The organism is Novosphingobium sp. 18050, from assembly GCF_902706195.1.
Lineage (GTDB): Bacteria > Pseudomonadota > Alphaproteobacteria > Sphingomonadales > Sphingomonadaceae > Novosphingobium.
On the sequence record NZ_CACSJO010000020.1, the window covers coordinates 33,913 to 51,201 of the forward strand.

The window sequence follows — 17,289 nt, forward strand, 5'->3', positions numbered from 1 at the left end:
GCATATGTACTACATTGCAGACAAATGGGCAGCAGGCTCATCGGGATTCGCAAAGCAAGGGTACGCTAGGTCATGGCTTCACGCGCGATCATTCCTCTCGGCAAGAACAAGACCCCGCCCGCCAACGACTTCGATGGCGAAGGCGAAGACAGCGCCGCCGGGCGCGGCATTCCGATCAGGGCTATCAGCCGCGCGATCAGCGTGCTGCAGGCAATCAACCGGGCCGGCTCGCTGAACATGATGGACATCGCGCAGGCCTCGCAGGTGCCCTACCCTACCGCCTGCCGGATCGTTCAGACGCTGCTCCACGAAGGGCTGATCGAGCGTGAGGAAACGCGCAAGCACTATCGCCCGACGCCGCTGGTGCGCACGCTGTCGCAGGGTTTCGAGGGGCATGGCGAAATTGTCCACGTCGCCCGCCCGCACATCTCTGCGCTCACGCGGGAGATCGGCTGGCCGATCTCGCTGTCCACGCACGTCGGCAGTTCGATGGTGCTGCGCGATTCGACGCACGCGCTGACCTCACTCTGCTTCAATGAATATCACCCCGGCTATGCGATGCCGATCCTCGACTGCGCCGCCGGGCTCGTCCACCTTGCATTCTGCACCGAGGATGCGCGCGAGACGGTGATCGGCAGTCTCTCGCGCTTCGGCGACGACGAGATCCGTCATGTGCTCGGCGTGCTGCGCGAAGGCGCGCTGCTCGACGGTATCCGCACCAGTGGCTACGCCGCGCGCGGCTATAACCGCTTCACGCTCAATCCGGGCAAGACATCGTCGATCGCAGTCCCGATCCTGAGCGGAAACCAGGTGCACGGATGCCTGACAGTGGCCTTCTTCTCGACCGCGCTGGAGATTCGCGAGGCAGTGCGCGAACTGGCCCCGCGCCTGAAAGCCTGCGCAAGCGATATCGCCAGCCAGCTGGGCAGCGGTCCGGTCGGCTGACGGGCAGGCCCGAAGCGCTGCTCGCAGGTCATACGTTATGCGCATGGCCTGCGATGGTATCCGGTTTCGAGAATCGCGGGCGCACCACGCGAAATCTATCAAATCACTGATTTAACACGATTTAGTCACAAACCTCGGGGTCATGCCCCTTACACCGGCCCTTTTGCACTATTGTTGCGACAATATACCAATTCAGTTAGCCTCCCCTCTCGTACTCTTAAGTGGGGACTGGACCGATGGCTACGCGCGCATTCATTCCGTTGGACGAGGATCACGCCCCGGAGGCCGAGAGCGATACCGAGCGCGGCATTCCGATCCGCTCTGTCACCCGCGCAGTGGCGGTGCTCAAGGCGATCAACCGCAACGGCTCGCTGAGCATGATGCAGGTCGCGCAGGCATCCAACGTGCCTTACCCGACCGCCTGCCGCATCGTGCAGACGCTGATCCACGAAGGGCTCGTCGAGCGCGAGCCGCAGCGCAAGTTCTACCGCCCCACGGCGCTCGTCCAGACCCTTTCGCATGGCTACCAGGGTGACAGTGCTCTGGTCGACATCGCGCGCCCGCACATCACCGCGCTGACCGAGCGGATCGGCTGGCCGGTGACCCTGACCAATCAGGTCGGCGGCACGATGGTCCTGCGCGATTCCACCCATTCGCTGACCACGCTGACCTTTAATCAGTACCACCCGGGCTATTCGATCCCGATCCTCGCCTGCGCTGCGGGCCTCGTCCACCTAGCTTTCTGCCCCGATGAGGAGCGCGACAAGACGCTCGGTATGCTGGAGCGCTTCGGCGACAAGGACACCCAGCACATGCTGCAACTTGCCCGCGACGGCGGGCTGCTCGCCACCGTGCGCGCCAGCGGCTACGCCGCGCGCGGGTACAACCGCTTCACCCGCAATCCCGGCAAGACCTCGTCGATCGCGGTGCCGGTCATGGTGGAGGGCAAGATCGAAAGTGCGCTCACCGTTGCGTTCTTCGCCGCGACGATCGAGGTCCGCAAGGCCGTGCGCGAGCTGCTCGAACCGCTGCGGGAATGCGCCGCCGCGATCGGCCGCGATATGGCCCGTTCGCGCAGCGATGCCTGGGCCGCGTCCATCCGGCCGCCGCTGCGTCAAGTCTGATGCCGCGCACAAAACGCCGGAAGCGCAGCATGGTCGCCGTGGGACTGCTTGCTGCGGCGGCTGCGGGTTGCATCGGCTTCGTCGCCGCCGCGCGCGCCGGATGGCTTTCGCGGGACGACGCCGCAGTCCTTGCCCACCGCGAAACGCCCGGCTCGCGGTTCCTGACCGTGAAGGGCGTGCGGATCCACTACCTGGACGAGGGAGCAGGCCCGCCGGTGCTGCTGCTCCACGGATCGTACCTCGACGTCCACGCCTACGACGCCTGGGCGCGCGTACTTGCCCGCGATCACCGCGTCGTCCGGCTTGACCGCCCGGCATTCGGCCTGACCGGCCACGACCCGCACTCCGCCGCAGGCTACGAACGCGAGGCCGAAGTTGTCTCCGCCTTTGCCGATGTGCTAGGGATCAGGGGCGCGGTGCTGGTCGGCGCGTCGAGCGGGGGAACCACCGCCGCGCGCATTGCCGCCCGCCGTCCCGACCTCGTCTCGCGGCTGGTGCTCATCAACTTCCCGCTCGCCCGGCGCTATATCAAGCCCGAGCGCGCCTATGCACTCTCGATCTGGCTGCGCGACGAAGTGCTGCTCAACTACCAGCCCGCATGGCTGACGCGTTGGATGCTCAACCAGAACCTGACCGACAACGCTGCCGCCTCGCCCGAGATGGTGGCCCGGCTGACGGACGAAGCCAACCGGCCGGGCGTTCTGGAAGACCGGCGCCGGCTGGAAGCGGGCGCACACGGCTATACGCAAGCCGAGCGCGAAGCCGACCTTGCCGCCATCCACATGCCCTCGCTGCTGATTTGGGGCCGCGACAATCCGCTGCTGACCGTCAAAAGCGGGCAGGACGCCTTCGCCAGGGTGGGGGCCGCGCAGAAGCGCATGGCAGTGATCGACCACGCCTCGCACATGGTGCCCGTCGAAAAGTCGGCCGAAAGCCTGGCGCTGGTCAGGCAGTTTCTCAGCGAGACCGCAGCGCACTGACACCCTCGTTGCCGGCGTAGAGAAACCCGGAGCGGCTGGACGCCGCTCCGGGTTTCTCTTTGCGCCCACGATACCGGGTGACGTGCGTGATTGCCCGAAGGAACGGGCGGGGATCGCTCCCCGCCCGCCGGATCAGAAGTCGATGCTGGCCCGCACGCCCACGGTCCGGGGATCGGCCAGCGAGACGACGATCCCGCTGACGCTCCGGCTGGTGCCGGTGGCGCCGTATTCGTTGTAGCCCACCCGCGCGAGGCTGCTGGGGGTGCGGTTGTCGAACAGGTTGGTGGCGAAGGCCTCGAGCCGGATCTTGTCGAGCTTCGCGCCTACGCGCAGGTTCACCTTCACGTTCTGCGGGATGTAGGCGAGGTTCGCTTCGGTCGCATAGATGCGGTCGGTGTAGATAGCGTCCATCCGCACGAAGGGCGAGAGATGCTCGGTATAGGCATGCTCCCAGCTGATGCCCAGGCTGCCCGACTTCTCCGGGTAGTAGGGCAGCTGCGTGCCCACCGGACTGCCATTGCCGGTGATCGCCAGCGCATCGGCGCTGTAGGTCCGCTTGATGTCGGTACGCGCGTAGCTGAACGTGCCCTCGACGGTCCAGTCGGGGTGGGGGATGTACAGCAGTTCCAGCTCGACGCCGGAGAGGTCGACCTTGCCCGAGGGCGCGGTGACCTGGATCTGGCTCAGCACGCCCGAGGCCTGCGCGGCTTCGTTCGCATAGTACAGGATGGTGCTGGGAATGTGGCGGTTCTTCCACTGCCCGTAGTAGGCGGAGGCCAGCACCCGCAGCTTGTGGTCGATCAGCCAGCCCTTGTAGCCCACCTCGTACATGTACAGCTTGTCCTCGGGGACAGTGCCGGTCACGCTGGCCTGCTGGTCGATCTGCGCCTGTACGTAAGGCGACTGCGAATAGTACGAGGAGTTGAACTCACCCGGCCGGTTGCCCACCGAGAACGAGCCGTAGACCATGCTGCCCGGCGCCACTTCGTACTGCAGGATCGCGCGCGGCGTGAACGAGCGGAAGGTGTTCTCGAAGGTCGGGTTCGTGCCCGCGAAGGTCTTTTGGTACTGTTTGTCCCACTGGTAGCGCGCCTCGCCCGAGAAGGTGAGGCTATCGGTGATGTCCCAGTTGACCGAGCCGAACAGGCCGATCGTCTCGGTGTTGTTGAGCAGGCGCGGGGTGACTATGCCGTATCCCGCGCCGGTATAGGACGTGGTGATAACGTCGTAATCCTGGTTCAGGTAGTTGGCCCCGATCGTCGCCCAGATCGGCCGGCTCTTGGGCGTGGAGACGCGCACTTCGCCGTAGTAGCTTTCATCGCGCGGCCCGCCCTGAATCAGGTTGTAGGCGTAAGGCAGGTTCGCCGCGCCGATGCTGGGGATGTCGCGGGTATCGGCGCCGAACAGGGTCTGCAGGAAATTCCACTTGTTGACGTCATAGGACCCCAGCGCGCTGACGTTCCATTCGCCGATGTCCCAGTCCATGCTCAGGCGCGCCTGCGCGGCCTCGCGGTGCAGGCCCAGGTGGTCGATGAAGCCGGGACCGAACGAAGTCTGCCCGCCCTGAAGCGCGGCGTAGGCGGTCGGGTTCAGGTCCTGGATCCAGGTCACCGTATCCTTGGGGTAGCCGGTCAGCTTGCCGCAGGTGTAATTGAGCGAGCCCGCCGGTGCCGCGCCGCCGTTGCAGTTCCAGGTCGACTGGTTGTAGCGCCCGTTCGCGGGCAGCCCGTCGTCGTCCTCCCAGTACACGCCGAAGGCGCGGAAGTGCAGGTCGGGCGTGGGATCGAAGCGCAGGCTGCCGCTGATCGACTTGGTGCCGCGCTCGCCCAGCCGCTCGCCGGGGTAGTTCACGTCCTTGTAGGCGCCATCGGTGTGGTAGATGTGGCCGCCCAGCCGGAACGCCAGCACGTCGTCGATGATCGGCCCCTCGACGCTCGCCTTGGCGTCGTAGGTGTTGAAGCTGGCATAGCTGACGTCGAGGTCGCCGCCCCAGTCGTAGGCGGGCGGACGGGTGACGAGGTTGATCGCACCCGCGAACGTCGCGCGGCCGAAGAAGGCGCTTTGCGGGCCCTTGACCACTTCGATGCGGTCGATGTTGCTGACACCCTCGAAGTTGCCGCCCGGAACCGGCGCGCCGTCGACGAACAGCGTCACGCTCTGGCGCGACGACGAGGCGCTGCCGGGGACGACGCCGCGGATGATGTACTGCTTGTAGCCGCGGTCGTTGCGGCCGACCGACTGGTTCTGGTTGCGCAGTCCCGGCGTGAACGAGGCGACGTCGCTCATGTCCTTGACGTCGCGCGCCTGAAGCGCATCGGCGGTCAGCGCGGTGATCGAGACCGGAACATCGGTGATGCTCTCGTTGGTCTTGCGCGCGGTGACGACGATGTCGCCAACCGGCGATGCCTTGTCGTCGGCCCGTGCATCCGGGGCCTGTGCATCCTGGGCCTGCGCGGTTCCGAGCGGAAAGAGCAGCGCACTGGTCATGAGCAGCGCGGCGCGCGAAAGCTTCGTGGATCTTCTCATTCGTTTGGCCCCCCTTGGCTGAAGACGCTGCGCCGACCCGCCAGGGCGGCCGCGGCGGGCGACTTTCGGCCCGCAGTCATGGTTGCAGCGGACAGGAACCTCGCCCGCGGGGGCACCTCAGGCCAGACCGCAATGCGGCCTGACCACGTGTCGATCAATGTCGTGCCGGACCGGGCCGGACGCCCTACGGAAATACGTGTTAAAACATTGAAGTATTAGACATTTATCGTTTTTAGCCGGCATTTCGCAAATCGGACTCATACGCATCGTGTATGGGTAAGGTGGCACTTCGCGCTTGCCTTGCCGGGGTTGCCGTGGTCCCCGAAAGCTGGATGCGCTCGTCCGCGATCGACGCGCAAAAGGACGCGCCCGCCGTCGCCGGTAGGCACGTCCTCAATTTTCAGTACAGTCAATGTGCGGTTAGGAGCCGTTCGGATCACCCTCCGAACAGGTTCAGGCCACCCTCGGACCGGGCTCAGTCACCCAGCAACCGGGCGTGACGCTCCATCCCGGAGCGGATCTGCGACGCGAACCATCCCAGCCCGCGAAACCGCAGGGATGCGCGGCCCACCGAGTTGACGTTGTGCGCGATGCCGGCCGCGAGCTGGAACGTCTTCACGAAGACGAAGAAGTCGAGCAAGGCGAATTCATCCTCGGTCATCGGCCGGATTTCGTTGTAGCCGCGCACGAAGGCCTCGCCCAATTCCGGCGCGAACCCGTAGAAATCGCTTCCGAAAACGTAGTTCGCGATGTCCTTGAGCAGGTAGCCGGTGCCGCATCCGTCGAAATCCAGGATGGTGATCCGCCCGTCATCGGCGACATGGGCGTTGCTCGGGTGAAGGTCGCCGTGGCAGGCACCCGTGGGCAGGTCGTAGCGGTCGAAGCCGTCGATCACCGCCTGCACCCTGGGCGCGAAAAGGGCGTAATCCTGCGCCTCTCCGGGCCGGTCGGCGACCAGATCCAGAAGGTCCGGCAGGTCGCGCATCAGGTGACCCCGGCTGAGGTCCACATCGTGCGCGGGCACGTACTCGCGACCCAGGACATGCATCCGCGCCAGCAGCCGGCCCACTTCCGCGGCGGTTTCCGGCGTATGCGCATCGAACACCTTGACGCCCGGCGCCCATTCGTAAAGCGCCACGGCGCGCAGGGCCTCGGGTGCATCCAGCGTGAAGTACCAGCTGCCGTCCCGCAGATGCAGCGGGAACGATGCCGGAAACTCGCGTGATTTGAGGAAGTTGAGAAACGACAGCTCGTTCTCTACTTCGTCCAGCCCACGCCATGTCCCGCGCCAGACCCGCAGCGCCCAGCGCTGGTCACCGGCCGTCACCACATAGACGTCGTTCATGCCGCGGAACAGCAGCGAGGCACGCACGCCTTCGGGCAGGTCGTAGCGCGCCGCAACCTCGCGGGAGAGCGCATGGGCATCGAGCACGGAGTGCGCGACAAGGCCGTGCGCGGCCGTTTCGGGGCGTTCCTGGGTCGTTGTCAGCATGGAATCTGTTCTCCGGTAGGCAGTGCGGCGGCGCAGGCGGCAAGGAAGGCGGCGACGCTTGCAGCGTAGCCTTCCAGCCCCCCTGTCGGCGCCGCGACCCGGCCATCGCGCATGGCAGCGGCGATGTCGGCGGCGGCGGCGTTGAGCTTGGGCGGCCCCCACTCCGGCTGCATCAGCAGGGCCGGAGCCCGTACCAGCGCGGCGCGGGCATAGGTGCGGTAGCCGAAAGCCGCCAGATAGGGGATGTGATAGGTGTCCAGCGCCTTGAGGATATCCAGCGCGCCTTCGTGCAGAACCTCGGGCGGGGGTACGTCCTTTGCCAGCCGGAACGCGGCCTCGCGGCGGAAATAGGGGGCGAACAGGTGCTGGTCGCGCACGAAGTGAAAGCCCCAGACCATCTGGCGGCCGTATTCGTCCGGCTCGACGCGCGGCACGTAGCTCTCGGTATAGAGCGCCTGCGTCGCATCGTCGTATTCGGTGATACCGCTCATGACGAGCGCGCCGACACGGTCGGGCCGCGACACCGCGATCTCGCAGGCGATCCGCGCCCCGGTGTGCGATCCGTAGAGGTCGAAAGCGCCCAGGCCCAGCGCATCGGCCATGCGGACCGTGCTGCCCGCGAAGTAGGCGATATCGGCGTCTGCATGGGCCGGACGGGCGGAATCGCCGTTGCCGAGCGTATCGGGCGCCAGGATCGCGCCCTCGTGCCCTGCGCCCCGCAGCGCCGCCATCAGCGGCTCGAGACTGCGCGAGGACGCAGGCGAGAGATGCAGCATCACCAGCGGCCGCGCGCCTTGCGCTCCCGGCAGCGCGGGCAGGCTGCGATAGTGCACCTGCCCCTCGGCGATGCGTACGAAGCCGCGATCGATCTGCGCGTTCACTTGCGCGCGGAGATCATGAACCAGGACCGGAACGGCCCCGAGGATTCCGCAGAGAACCCGCCGGTCGCCCGCCGCGAAGGCGTGGGCGCGGCCAGCTGGTATCCGATCGTCGATTCCGCAAAGCCCGCATCTCGCGCGACTTGTGCGAAGTCCATGTTCTGCATGCCACGCCAGAAGGGCTCATTGTTGTAGAGTGCCTCGAAATCGCCCTGGATATTGCCCCATACGCCGAGTTCGTCGGTGCGACCGGGCACTTCGTTATGGATCATCACTCCGCCTGGCCGCAGCAGGCGATGGCATTCGCGGAAGATGTTGCGCGCGGCTGCGTTCGAGGTCTCGTGCAGCAGGACACAGGAGTAGACGACGTCGAAGCTCTCGTCCTCGAACGGGGTCTTCTCGGCGTCAGCCTGAACGAAATGGACCCGCTCGCCAAGGTGCTCTGCGCGCGCATGGGCATAACGCAGCATCGCACCGCCCACGTCCACTGCGACGACTTCCGCATCGGGGAAGTGGCTCGCCACCGCGACCGTGCTGGCCCCGACCGCGCAGCCGAGGTCGAGGATGCGCTTGGGTTTGAGATCGGGATAGACTTCCCAGAGATGCTGCACCGTGGTGTGGCCGCGCACGTCGTTCATGAGGCCGCCATTGCGGCCCAGCATATACACCGCGCCGCCCCGGTCGATCAGCGCGCCCTGGCGCACGTCGCCCTGGCCCTGATCGTGGTGATAGCCGCCCGGCATCAGGTGCACGTCGAGCGCGGCGATATAAGGCGGCGGGGTGAAGTCGGGGTCCAGCGTCACCGAACCCTTGGGCTCGGCGATGCGCGCGCGCGCCTGGAGGTCGTCGATCTGGCGGTCGATCGAGCGGCCGACCGCGTCCCACATCATTTCCTGCGAAAGGCGCCGGTAGGCGATCCAGCTGCGGAATACCTCGGTGTCCATGAGCTGGCGGCGGACCTCGGCCATGCGTTCGGAGCCCGAGACCTCGGCGACGTTTTCCGCCACGCCGCGCATCTGCGCGCCGACACCCTCGCCCAGCCAGACTTTGAAGTCACGGACGAAGAGCTGCTCGACATGCTCGTCGTGCGTCGTTTCGGGCATCATCGGATGGCTCATGACAACTGCTCCTTTTCGAGGATGGCATCGGCGGCCCGGGTCCGGTCCGCCTGTTCGGCATTTTCACGCGTCTGTTCAAGGGCACGCCCGGCATCGGCCTTGAACGGGTGCATGACCACCTCGATCAGCCGCTTGCGGGTCGCGTTGCGCTCGGCCTCGGCGGAACCTTCGGCGCGGTAGGCGTCGAGGGCGCCGCGATCCAGCCAGCCCGCCGCCTCGCCCATGCGCTCGACCGTGTCGAGACGCTCGCGCGTGATCGCCAACTCCTGAAGCAGGGCGACGGTCATCGCGGTCAGGCGGGCAATCTCAGGCGCTTCTCCGGGAATGCTCCGGCGCGGTTCGGCAAAATATTTGGCAGGGCTGTACGTCATAAGTCCACTCATCGGATCGTTGCTTCCATGTGAGCGCAGGAACGAACGCGGCCAATCCCAAAGCCACGCTGGGACTCATGCATGAAGCGTATGACATCGCGGTCGCGAAGGCCCTAGTCGCCCCCCTTCCACCGAGTAGAGCTTGCAGCATGCCAGACTACATGCCCCCATCCGACCGCGGCGGTCCGCAAGTGCGCCGCGCCTATACCGAGTGCCGCTTTGGCCAGCTCCATTATCGCTATGCCGCACCAGCAGTGCGAAGCGGCAAGCCCGCGCTCGTCATGCTGCACCAGAACCCCTCATCCTCGCAGGAATATCTACCGTTGATCGCGGAAATGGCGAAGGACCGGGAGGTCTACGCCTTCGACACCCCCGGAAACGGCATGTCGGACACGCCGCCGGAGCCGCAACCGCTGGACCAGCTTGCAGGCGCCTTCGCGGACGGCATAGCGGCGCTCGGACTGGGCGAGGAGCGGTCCGTTGACCTGTTCGGCTATCATTCTGGCACCTACCTGTGCACCGAACTGGCGATCGCCGCCCCGCTGCGCGTCGGCCGCCTCGTCCTGTCGGGGCTACCCATGCGATCGGTGCAGGAGCGCGAGGTCAATCTCGCCAAGGCGCGCGCGGTTACATTGCCGGGCGAGGACGGCGACGAGATACTCGACTGGATGCGCTGGCTCTGGAACTTCACCGTGACCGAGCGGCTTCCCGGCGCCGACTTCGAACAGGCGGTCTGGACCTTCCGCGACAAGGCCGCCGCCATGCATCGCCGCGCCTGGACCTATATCGGCGTGTGGTCCTACGATGCGGCGAAGCGTCTGCCGCTGGTGACCCAGCCGGTCCTCGTGGTTCAGCCCCACGAACCACTGCTCGAAGCCAGCCGCGAGGCCGCCGCCTTCTTCCCCGATGCCAGATGCGAGGAACTCCCCGGCCTCAGCCGCGACGTCTTCGCTGTAGGCATCCCCGAATTCGCCCGATCCATCAGGAGCTTCTGCCAATGACCCTTCCCGCGACCAACGTGCCCGTGCTGATCATCGGCGCCGGCCTTGCCGGGCTCTATGCCGCCATGGAACTGGAAAAGCAGGGGATCGAGGCGCAGATCGTCGATGCCGCGCCTGTCCTCGGCGGGCGTATCCGCACGATTGTGGTGGACGGCGAACCGATCGACATCGGCGGTACCGGCCTTGGCCCCTCGCACCTTCGCGCACATGCCATGGTCGAGCGCTTCGGGTTGCCCTCGCGTCCGCTGACCCGGCGCGGCAAGACCGCGTTCTCGATCAACGGCGCGCTGTTCGATGCCCAAGACTGGGAGAACCATCCCGCCAACCGCTGTGTCGGTGAGGAGCGCGAGATCCTGCCCGCACGGATGGACAGCTACTACATGCAGACGCTGTTGCCGTTCTTCGAGATCGAAGGCTGGCTCGACCCGGCGAACGCGCAGTACGATATTCCTTTTGCGGAATATCTGCGCGGCAAAGGCTTGTCCGAAGAAGCGCTGCGCCTCGTCAACATGTGCATCAACACCAACGACATCGAGACGGTTTCGGCACTGTCGATGTTCCGCGACGCCATCAAATGGCGCTCGGTGGGCTTCGACGATCCGAAGAATTTCGACCAGTACGGCGATGCCCAGTACAAGCCGATCCGCCTCGAAGGCGGGATGGTACGCCTGCCCGAAGCGATGGCCTCCTCGCTGCGCCGTGCCCCGATGCTCGGCCGCAAGGTCGTGCGGATCGAGCATGGCGAGAGCGGCGCGACCGCGACTTTCGACGACGGCTCGACGATCATCGCCGGCCGTATGATCATCACCGTGCCGTTCGTCGCGCTCAAGCATGTCATCTTCGACCCGCCGCTGCCCGAGCCGCTCGGCGAGGCGATCGGCTGCGCTGCCAGTTCGGGGAACACCCAGTTCATCCTCAAGACGAGCAGCCGGTTCTGGGAAGAGGACGGCCTTGCCCCGTCGCTGTGGAGCGATACGCTGTTCGAACGCCTCTTCGTCGAGTTCAACGAGGATGACAGCGTCAATCACCTGCGCATCTGGATCAACGGCGACAACGCCAAGCGGGTCGATGAAATGGGCGCCTCGGCAGGCGAGGAACTGATCGCGACGCTGGCACGTATCCGCCCCTCGACCGATGGCAAGCTGGAAGTCGTGCACCAGGTATCATGGGCCGCGGAACAGCTCATCGGCGGCGAGAAGTACGTGATGGGCCCCGGACAGGTGACGCGCTATGCCCGCCACATGGCGACGCCCGTCGGCGCGCTGCACTGGGCCGGCGAGCACCACAAGAGCACGGAAGTAGGCATCGAAGCAGCGCTGCAATCGGGTGAACGTGCTGCCGCCGAAGTCGCGGCGATCCTTCAACCGCAGGCGGTGAACTGAACCAAAACGAAAGGGGCGCTCCGGTAAACAGAGCGCCCCTTTCGTCCCCTAAGCCGCGCGGACGATAACGACGTCGCGGAATTCAGCATCGGTGCCCAGTCGCCGCTTCATACCCCTGGCCGCCAGTCCGTAAAGGATCAGGCCCAGCGCGATGACCGGCAGGCCTACCGTCGTCATCGAGGCGCCGATCAGGGCCGGGTCGCGATAGACGTGCTCGGTGGAGAAGGCGATCAGCAGGGGCCCCATCGTCGCGCCCAGCAGTGTATTTGTCAGCCCCAGCATCGATGTGGCGAAACCGCGCATGTTGCCCGGCACCAGTTCGGTCACGCTCGAGATCATCGTCGTCCCCAGCATCGGCATGATCGCGATGGAAAGGACCACCATTGCCAGCCCCACCGGGAAGGACGGCGCGAAGGCCAACATCGTGCTGGGCAGCGCGAAGAGGCAGATTGCCATTAGCAACCTGAGCTTGCTGCCCGGCCTGCCGCGCCGCGCGATCCGATCGTTCACCCAGCCCGCGGTCAGCGCCCCCACGCCTCCGCAGATCACCGCCGCCGTACCGAGCCACTCACCCACATCCACCGGGCTGCGCTCAAAAGTACGGATCAGGTAGGTAGCGTTCCACCCGGCGAGCCCATAGGTGTGCATCGTGGCGACCGCGAAGCCGACGTAGAAGGGCAGGAACACGATCCAGTTCCGCCTGAGATAGCCGAACGACTCCGCGAAACCGCTCATGCCCTGGGGCGCGGCCACCGACCGCCGCACAGGCTCGCGGTAGACCAGCATCAGCGCGGCCACGAAAAGACCGATCACCCCGCAGATCGCAAAGACTATGCGCCATGGGGCCATCCCGCCCAGCAACGGCAGGTGGTCAAATACCCCGCGCGGCGCCGCCGCCAGCACCTGCGCGGTAAGAAACAGGCCGATCCCCGGCGCAACCGCCTGCCCCAGCAGGTAGACACTGATAGGCCGCCCGCGCTGGTCGGCGGGGAACATGTCGCCGATCATCGATATGGCGCACGGCGCCAGAGCCGCCTCGCCCAGCCCTACGAGCAGTCGTGCGGCGAACAATTCGCCGAAGCTCGATGCCTCGGCACCGTAGAGCGTAGCGAGGCTCCATACGAAGATGCCAAAGATCAGCAGCCGCTTGCGCGAAACGCGGTCGGCGAGAAGACCGAGCGGAATACCCATGACCGCGTAGAAGATGCCGAATGACAGACCCTGCAGCAGACTGATCTGCAGGTCGGTGATATTCAGCTCGGCGCGCACCGGCTGGACCACCAGGGTCAGTATGCCCCGGTCGATGACCGAGATGATGGAGGCGATGCAGAACAGCACCAGCACGCCCCATGACCGCAATCGCGGGGGATAGGGCTGGACCGCGATCGGGCCGGCGGCGTCATCGGTCATGGACATCCCTTGCCTTCGTTCAAATGTTCCATCACCATGACATTTGATCACAGACAGGAATACCGGGTTGAGCCGTTCTATCGACATGCGGAGACTCGAGCAGTTCGTAGCGGTTGCGCGCACGGGTAGTCTCGGGAAAGCCGCTATTGAATTGGGCATGACCCAACCGACGCTGACGCGGAATATGCGCGGGCTCGAAACAGACCTCGGCTCACGCCTCTTCGCGCGTGGCCCCTCGGGTACGATGCTGACGCCAGCGGGCGACCGCTTCCTGCCGCGCGCCGAGGAACTGCTCAACAGTCTCGAACGGGCCCTGAGCGAAATCGACGAGGAAGGGGCGCAGGCGACGCTCAAGCTGGGCATATCGCCCAACTTCCACTTCGACCTGATACCGGGAGCGATCAACCGGCACGTGCAGGAGAACCCGCTTCTCAACATCCATGTCATCTCGGCGACCCGCGAGCAGATTGCTGAGGACTTGCGCCGCAAGGAAATGGATCTTGGCTTCTGCCTGATCCCCAGCTTCTTCTATACCCGCAGCACCGAACTCAACGAGATCGAGTTCGAGGCGCTCGGGGAAGAATTGATCCTGCCCTATGTTCGGCCGGACCATCCCTATGCCGCCGTAACCCGGCTTGAGGACACGGCGGGAATACGCTGGGCGGTTCCGCACCAGGTTTCCGTCAGCTACCGGTTCGAGAGCGCGTTCTACCGCAACCGGCTGCCGGTGCCGCCGCAGTCGCTCAACGCCACCTCGCTGTCGCTCCTGCGAAGCTCCGCGCTGGAGAGCGACATGGCCGCGCTGCTCCCGGCCCGCTACGCCGCAGCGGATGTCGCCGCGGGGCGGCTTGCGGTGCTGGATATCGAAGCGATGCGCTTCGACTTCGTGTTCGGCTTCATGGAGCGCCGGGGCGTGCGCGCCACCCCGGTCTCCACGCGGTTCCGGGCCCTGGTGCGCGCCGCACTGGACTGAAGGGCGCCGCAGCGCCCTTCCCTTCACGGCTGCGCTGCAGGCGCCTTGCGCAGCGGCAGCGTCTTTTCGAGATCGCCTAGCGTGATCTGGACCACCAGGCAGACCTTGCGCCCGGTCTTCGCCTCGCAGCGGAAACGGTGGCCCTTGCCGGTCCAGTTCTCGGCCAGTACCGCCTCACCCGGATTCAGGCGGTAGGTCTTGCCGTCCCCGGTATCGATCAGCTGGTTGCCCTGCAGGTAGAGCAGGACATTGGTATTAGTCGCATAGTGCCATTCAGACTGGAACCCGTCCGGCCAGTAGGCGATCACCACCCGCCGCACCTGCCGGTCGAACAGCACGTTCATGCCGTAGCTGCCCTGCGAGACCGGCACGGCCATTTCCTCGACGTGGGTGAGCCCGTCATCCGCCGAATAGAGGTGATACCAGCGCACCGGCTCCGCGAAATCGCCGAACAGGTTGTCCGCCGCCGCGATCGCCGAGGGTGGAACCAGCGATGCCGCCAGAGCGGCCCCCACGGGGACCATGCGCCGCATGATCCCCGCAATCCCCGTTGAAGCGCCCCTCATCAGAAGTTGTACCGGATGCGTGCGCCGATCTGACGCCCGGTACGCAGCCCGACGAGGATGTCGTTGGTGTTGGATCGCAGCACGTCCACGTTGCGCACGATACTGGTATAGGTCCGCTCGTTGGTAAGGTTCAGCACGAAGGCCTCGATCCGTGCACGGTCGGACGAAAGACCCGCGCGCAGGTTCACCAGATGCGTATCGGGCGTGTACGCAAGGTTCGCCTCGGTCGCATACATGCGGTTCTTGTAGATGTAGTCCGCGCGCAGATACCACTGGTCAAGCATGCCGCCCAGGATCGGCGACGGCAGGTCCGCGGTGTACTGCGCGCCCAGCGTGGCATTGACCGAAGGCACGCGCGGCAGGCTGTTGCCGGAAACGTCCGTGCTGCCCGTGATCGACACGGCGCATGTCACACAGACATAATCGACGATCTCGCTGTAGTTGTAGCCGATGCCGCCGTTGAACGCGAGGTTCTGGCTCGCGCGCCAGTCGAGCTGGCCCTCGATGCCCGCCAGCCGGGTCTTGCCGGCGTTGGCCGAGAACGTCTGTACCTGCGTCTGATTGCCCGATCCTCCGGCCGGCACCACCGCGTTGACCGAGATGATCTGGTCGTTCCAGGTCCCGTAGTACGCGCTCACGTCATAGCTCAGCGTACCGAACAGCCGGCCCTTCACGCCCAGTTCCCACTGTTCGAGCGTCTCGGGCCTGACGGTCGTCTGCGCGCCGGTCTGCTGGAACGCCGCGTCCTGCACCGCCTGCGATGCGGTGGCGAGCGAGGAGTTGAACGCGCCGGGGTTCATGCCCTTCGACCACGATCCGTAGATCGTCAGGTCGCGGGTCGGCTCGATGGTAAGGCTGACGCGCGGCAGGAAGTTCTTGTAAGTCGCCTTGAGCAGCGTGTCGGTCGGCTTGTCGAAGATGCGGCGGCGCGAATAGATGTTGTCGATCTGGTAGCGACCGTCGAAGCTGAGATTCATGATCCCCAGCGTGTAGCCCAGCCCGAAGAAACCGCTCCACGTCTTCGCCTGGTTAATGACCGATCCGGTCGAGACGCGGTAGCCGGTGGGATAAAGGGCGTTGGCGTTCGGCGTGCTGAGCGCCTCGGTGTAATTTGCACCGACCGTCCAGGTGAACGGGCCCTTGCCGGTGGAGGCAGCGCGCAGCTCGGCCGACCAGTCGTCGAACATGTATTCCACGTAGGATTCGTAATCGACGAAGGGGCGCACCAGGTTCGCGTTGGTGCCGTTGAAGTTCGGGTTAGCGACACTTCGTGTATCCTCAAGGTCGAGGTCGTTAAGCGTCGCGTAGTGGTTCTGGTTCCAGGCGACGAGCGCGGAGATGCTGACCGGCGCGAACGGTGCATCCCACGTCAGCCCGCCGTGGACGTGATAGGCCCGGCGCTTCATGCCTGCCTCGGTCTGTACCAGGTTGTCGAACAGCAGCGGGACATTGGGATTGTCGATGACCTGGCTGCGGAACAGCGGATCCATGATGACATTGCTGGCGGGCGTCAGCGTGGGACTGCCCGGCAGCTTGCCGCAAATGTAATTGAGCCCGCGGCCCAGCCCGGCGTCGCAGTTGTAGTCGGGGCTGGCGAACTTGCCGAGCGGCCCCGGGCCGTCATCGTCATGCCAACCCAATCCGAAGATGCGGAGGGTCAGGTTCTCCGTTGGCTTGGCGATCAGCGTTACCGCAAGGCTGGTCGATTCCTGCTGGCCGAGCGTCTCCGACGCGCCGCCGGGATTGTCGAAGTCGCCGTCGGTGTAGAAATGCCGGCCACTGACGCGGAACAGCAGCTTGTCGGGAATGATCGCGCCTTCCAGCGAGGCGGTGAAGTTGGTCCAGCTGTTGGAGGCGATCTGCCCTTCCACCGAACCGCGCAGCTCGTTCGTCGGGTCCTTGGTGACGAGGTTCACCGCACCGGCGAACGTCGCTCGGCCGAAATAGGCGCTCTGCGGGCCCTTGAGCACTTCGACGCGGGCAAGGTCGCCGATGCCTTCGACGAAGCCGCCGGTAACCGGCGCGCCGTCGATGAAGACCGAGACGTTGCCGTTCGAGGTCGGCGAAGAGGACGGCGTCATGCCGCGAATGATGATCTGCTGGTTGGAACGATCAGCGCGGCCCGAGCCCGAGTTCGACAGATACATGCTCGGCGTGACGTCTGCCACGTCGTTGAGGCTGGCGATGTTGCGCTTTTCAAGCGAGGCGGAATCGAGCGCGGTGATGGCGATCGGCACGTCCTGCAGCGATTCCTCGCGCTTGCGAGCAGTGACGACGATATCGCCGGGCAGGCTCACTCCGGCCTGTGCTTCCTGCGCGAGCGCGGGGGCTGCAGCGAGCCCCTGCCCGATCACTCCTACCGCGGCGGTGGCGAGCAGCATCCTGAGATAAGAATTGCGGTCCATTGCTTTTCCCTGTTCCTTGCCTTGTTTGCAGAACAGGTGACGCGGGCGGGACCGTTGCATAAGCAGCCAATCGCGGCTGGTCACTGTGCGATGAACGAGGGGCCTTCCAGCGCAGACT

The 17,289-nt window shown here is 65.5% G+C and carries 14 protein-coding genes; 6 read left to right on the forward strand and 8 right to left on the reverse strand.

Features of this window, described 5'->3' with window-relative positions; all coding sequences use genetic code 11:
• Window positions 1–72: 72 nt before the first annotated feature.
• From GVL61_RS17855 to GVL61_RS17865, 3 genes are all read left to right on the forward strand, one after another.
• Window positions 73–945 carry a helix-turn-helix domain-containing protein gene (locus GVL61_RS17855; RefSeq protein ID WP_159982017.1) on the forward strand — a complete coding sequence of 291 codons (873 nt, stop codon included), beginning with the start codon at window positions 73–75 and terminating at the stop codon, window positions 943–945.
• 236 nt (window positions 946–1,181) lie between these two features.
• Complete coding sequence (locus tag GVL61_RS17860) at window positions 1,182–2,069, forward strand: helix-turn-helix domain-containing protein (protein WP_159982018.1); 888 nt, start codon at window positions 1,182–1,184, stop codon at window positions 2,067–2,069.
• A gap of 29 nt (window positions 2,070–2,098) precedes the next feature.
• Window positions 2,099–3,049, forward strand: a complete 951-nt coding sequence (locus GVL61_RS17865; RefSeq protein ID WP_159982019.1) for an alpha/beta fold hydrolase — start codon at window positions 2,099–2,101, stop codon at window positions 3,047–3,049.
• Between the two features lie 132 nt (window positions 3,050–3,181).
• Here the strand turns inward: GVL61_RS17865 and GVL61_RS17870 are convergent, their stop codons facing one another.
• The 5 genes from GVL61_RS17870 to GVL61_RS17890 form a co-directional block, all read right to left on the reverse strand.
• Entirely contained in the window at window positions 3,182–5,575 is a 2,394-nt protein-coding gene (locus tag GVL61_RS17870; protein ID WP_159982020.1) for a TonB-dependent receptor, read from the reverse strand.
• A gap of 475 nt (window positions 5,576–6,050) precedes the next feature.
• A complete protein-coding gene (locus GVL61_RS17875) occupies window positions 6,051–7,067 on the reverse strand; it encodes a phosphotransferase enzyme family protein (protein WP_159982021.1) in 1,017 nt (338 codons plus the stop codon).
• Window positions 7,061–7,948, reverse strand: a complete 888-nt coding sequence (locus tag GVL61_RS17880) for an alpha/beta fold hydrolase (protein WP_159982022.1) — start codon at window positions 7,946–7,948, stop codon at window positions 7,061–7,063. The genes GVL61_RS17875 and GVL61_RS17880 overlap by 7 nt, the downstream gene beginning before the upstream one ends.
• Window positions 7,945–9,063, reverse strand: coding sequence for a class I SAM-dependent methyltransferase (locus GVL61_RS17885; protein WP_159982023.1), 1,119 nt, complete (start codon window positions 9,061–9,063; stop codon window positions 7,945–7,947). Before GVL61_RS17885 ends, GVL61_RS17880 begins: the two co-directional genes overlap by 4 nt.
• Window positions 9,060–9,446, reverse strand: a complete 387-nt coding sequence (locus GVL61_RS17890) for a hypothetical protein (RefSeq protein ID WP_159982024.1) — start codon at window positions 9,444–9,446, stop codon at window positions 9,060–9,062. Before GVL61_RS17890 ends, GVL61_RS17885 begins: the two co-directional genes overlap by 4 nt.
• Before the next feature lie 137 nt (window positions 9,447–9,583).
• Here GVL61_RS17890 and GVL61_RS17895 point away from each other — a divergent pair, with 137 nt between their 5' ends.
• Both GVL61_RS17895 and GVL61_RS17900 read left to right on the forward strand, forming a co-directional pair.
• Window positions 9,584–10,435, forward strand: coding sequence for an alpha/beta fold hydrolase (locus tag GVL61_RS17895; RefSeq protein WP_159982025.1), 852 nt, complete (start codon window positions 9,584–9,586; stop codon window positions 10,433–10,435).
• The gene (locus tag GVL61_RS17900) at window positions 10,432–11,817 is read left to right on the forward strand and encodes an FAD-dependent oxidoreductase (protein ID WP_159982026.1); all 1,386 of its coding nucleotides are present in this window, start codon (window positions 10,432–10,434) and stop codon (window positions 11,815–11,817) included. The genes GVL61_RS17895 and GVL61_RS17900 overlap by 4 nt, the downstream gene beginning before the upstream one ends.
• A gap of 48 nt (window positions 11,818–11,865) precedes the next feature.
• Here the strand turns inward: GVL61_RS17900 and GVL61_RS17905 are convergent, their stop codons facing one another.
• Window positions 11,866–13,227 (reverse strand): MFS transporter, encoded by a 1,362-nt coding sequence (locus tag GVL61_RS17905; RefSeq protein ID WP_159982027.1) that lies wholly within the window; start codon window positions 13,225–13,227, stop codon window positions 11,866–11,868.
• Between the two features lie 85 nt (window positions 13,228–13,312).
• On the opposite strand from GVL61_RS17905, the gene GVL61_RS17910 reads away from it, so the two are divergent.
• On the forward strand, window positions 13,313–14,200 hold the full coding sequence (locus GVL61_RS17910; protein ID WP_235037772.1) for a LysR family transcriptional regulator: 888 nt from the start codon (window positions 13,313–13,315) through the stop codon (window positions 14,198–14,200).
• Between the two features lie 23 nt (window positions 14,201–14,223).
• Here the strand turns inward: GVL61_RS17910 and GVL61_RS17915 are convergent, their stop codons facing one another.
• Window positions 14,224–14,733: a hypothetical protein gene (locus GVL61_RS17915; protein ID WP_159982029.1), complete on the reverse strand. Its 510-nt coding sequence runs from the start codon at window positions 14,731–14,733 to the stop codon at window positions 14,224–14,226.
• Between the two features lie 32 nt (window positions 14,734–14,765).
• Window positions 14,766–17,171 carry a TonB-dependent receptor gene (locus tag GVL61_RS17920; protein ID WP_159982030.1) on the reverse strand — a complete coding sequence of 802 codons (2,406 nt, stop codon included), beginning with the start codon at window positions 17,169–17,171 and terminating at the stop codon, window positions 14,766–14,768.
• Window positions 17,172–17,289: the final 118 nt, after the last annotated feature.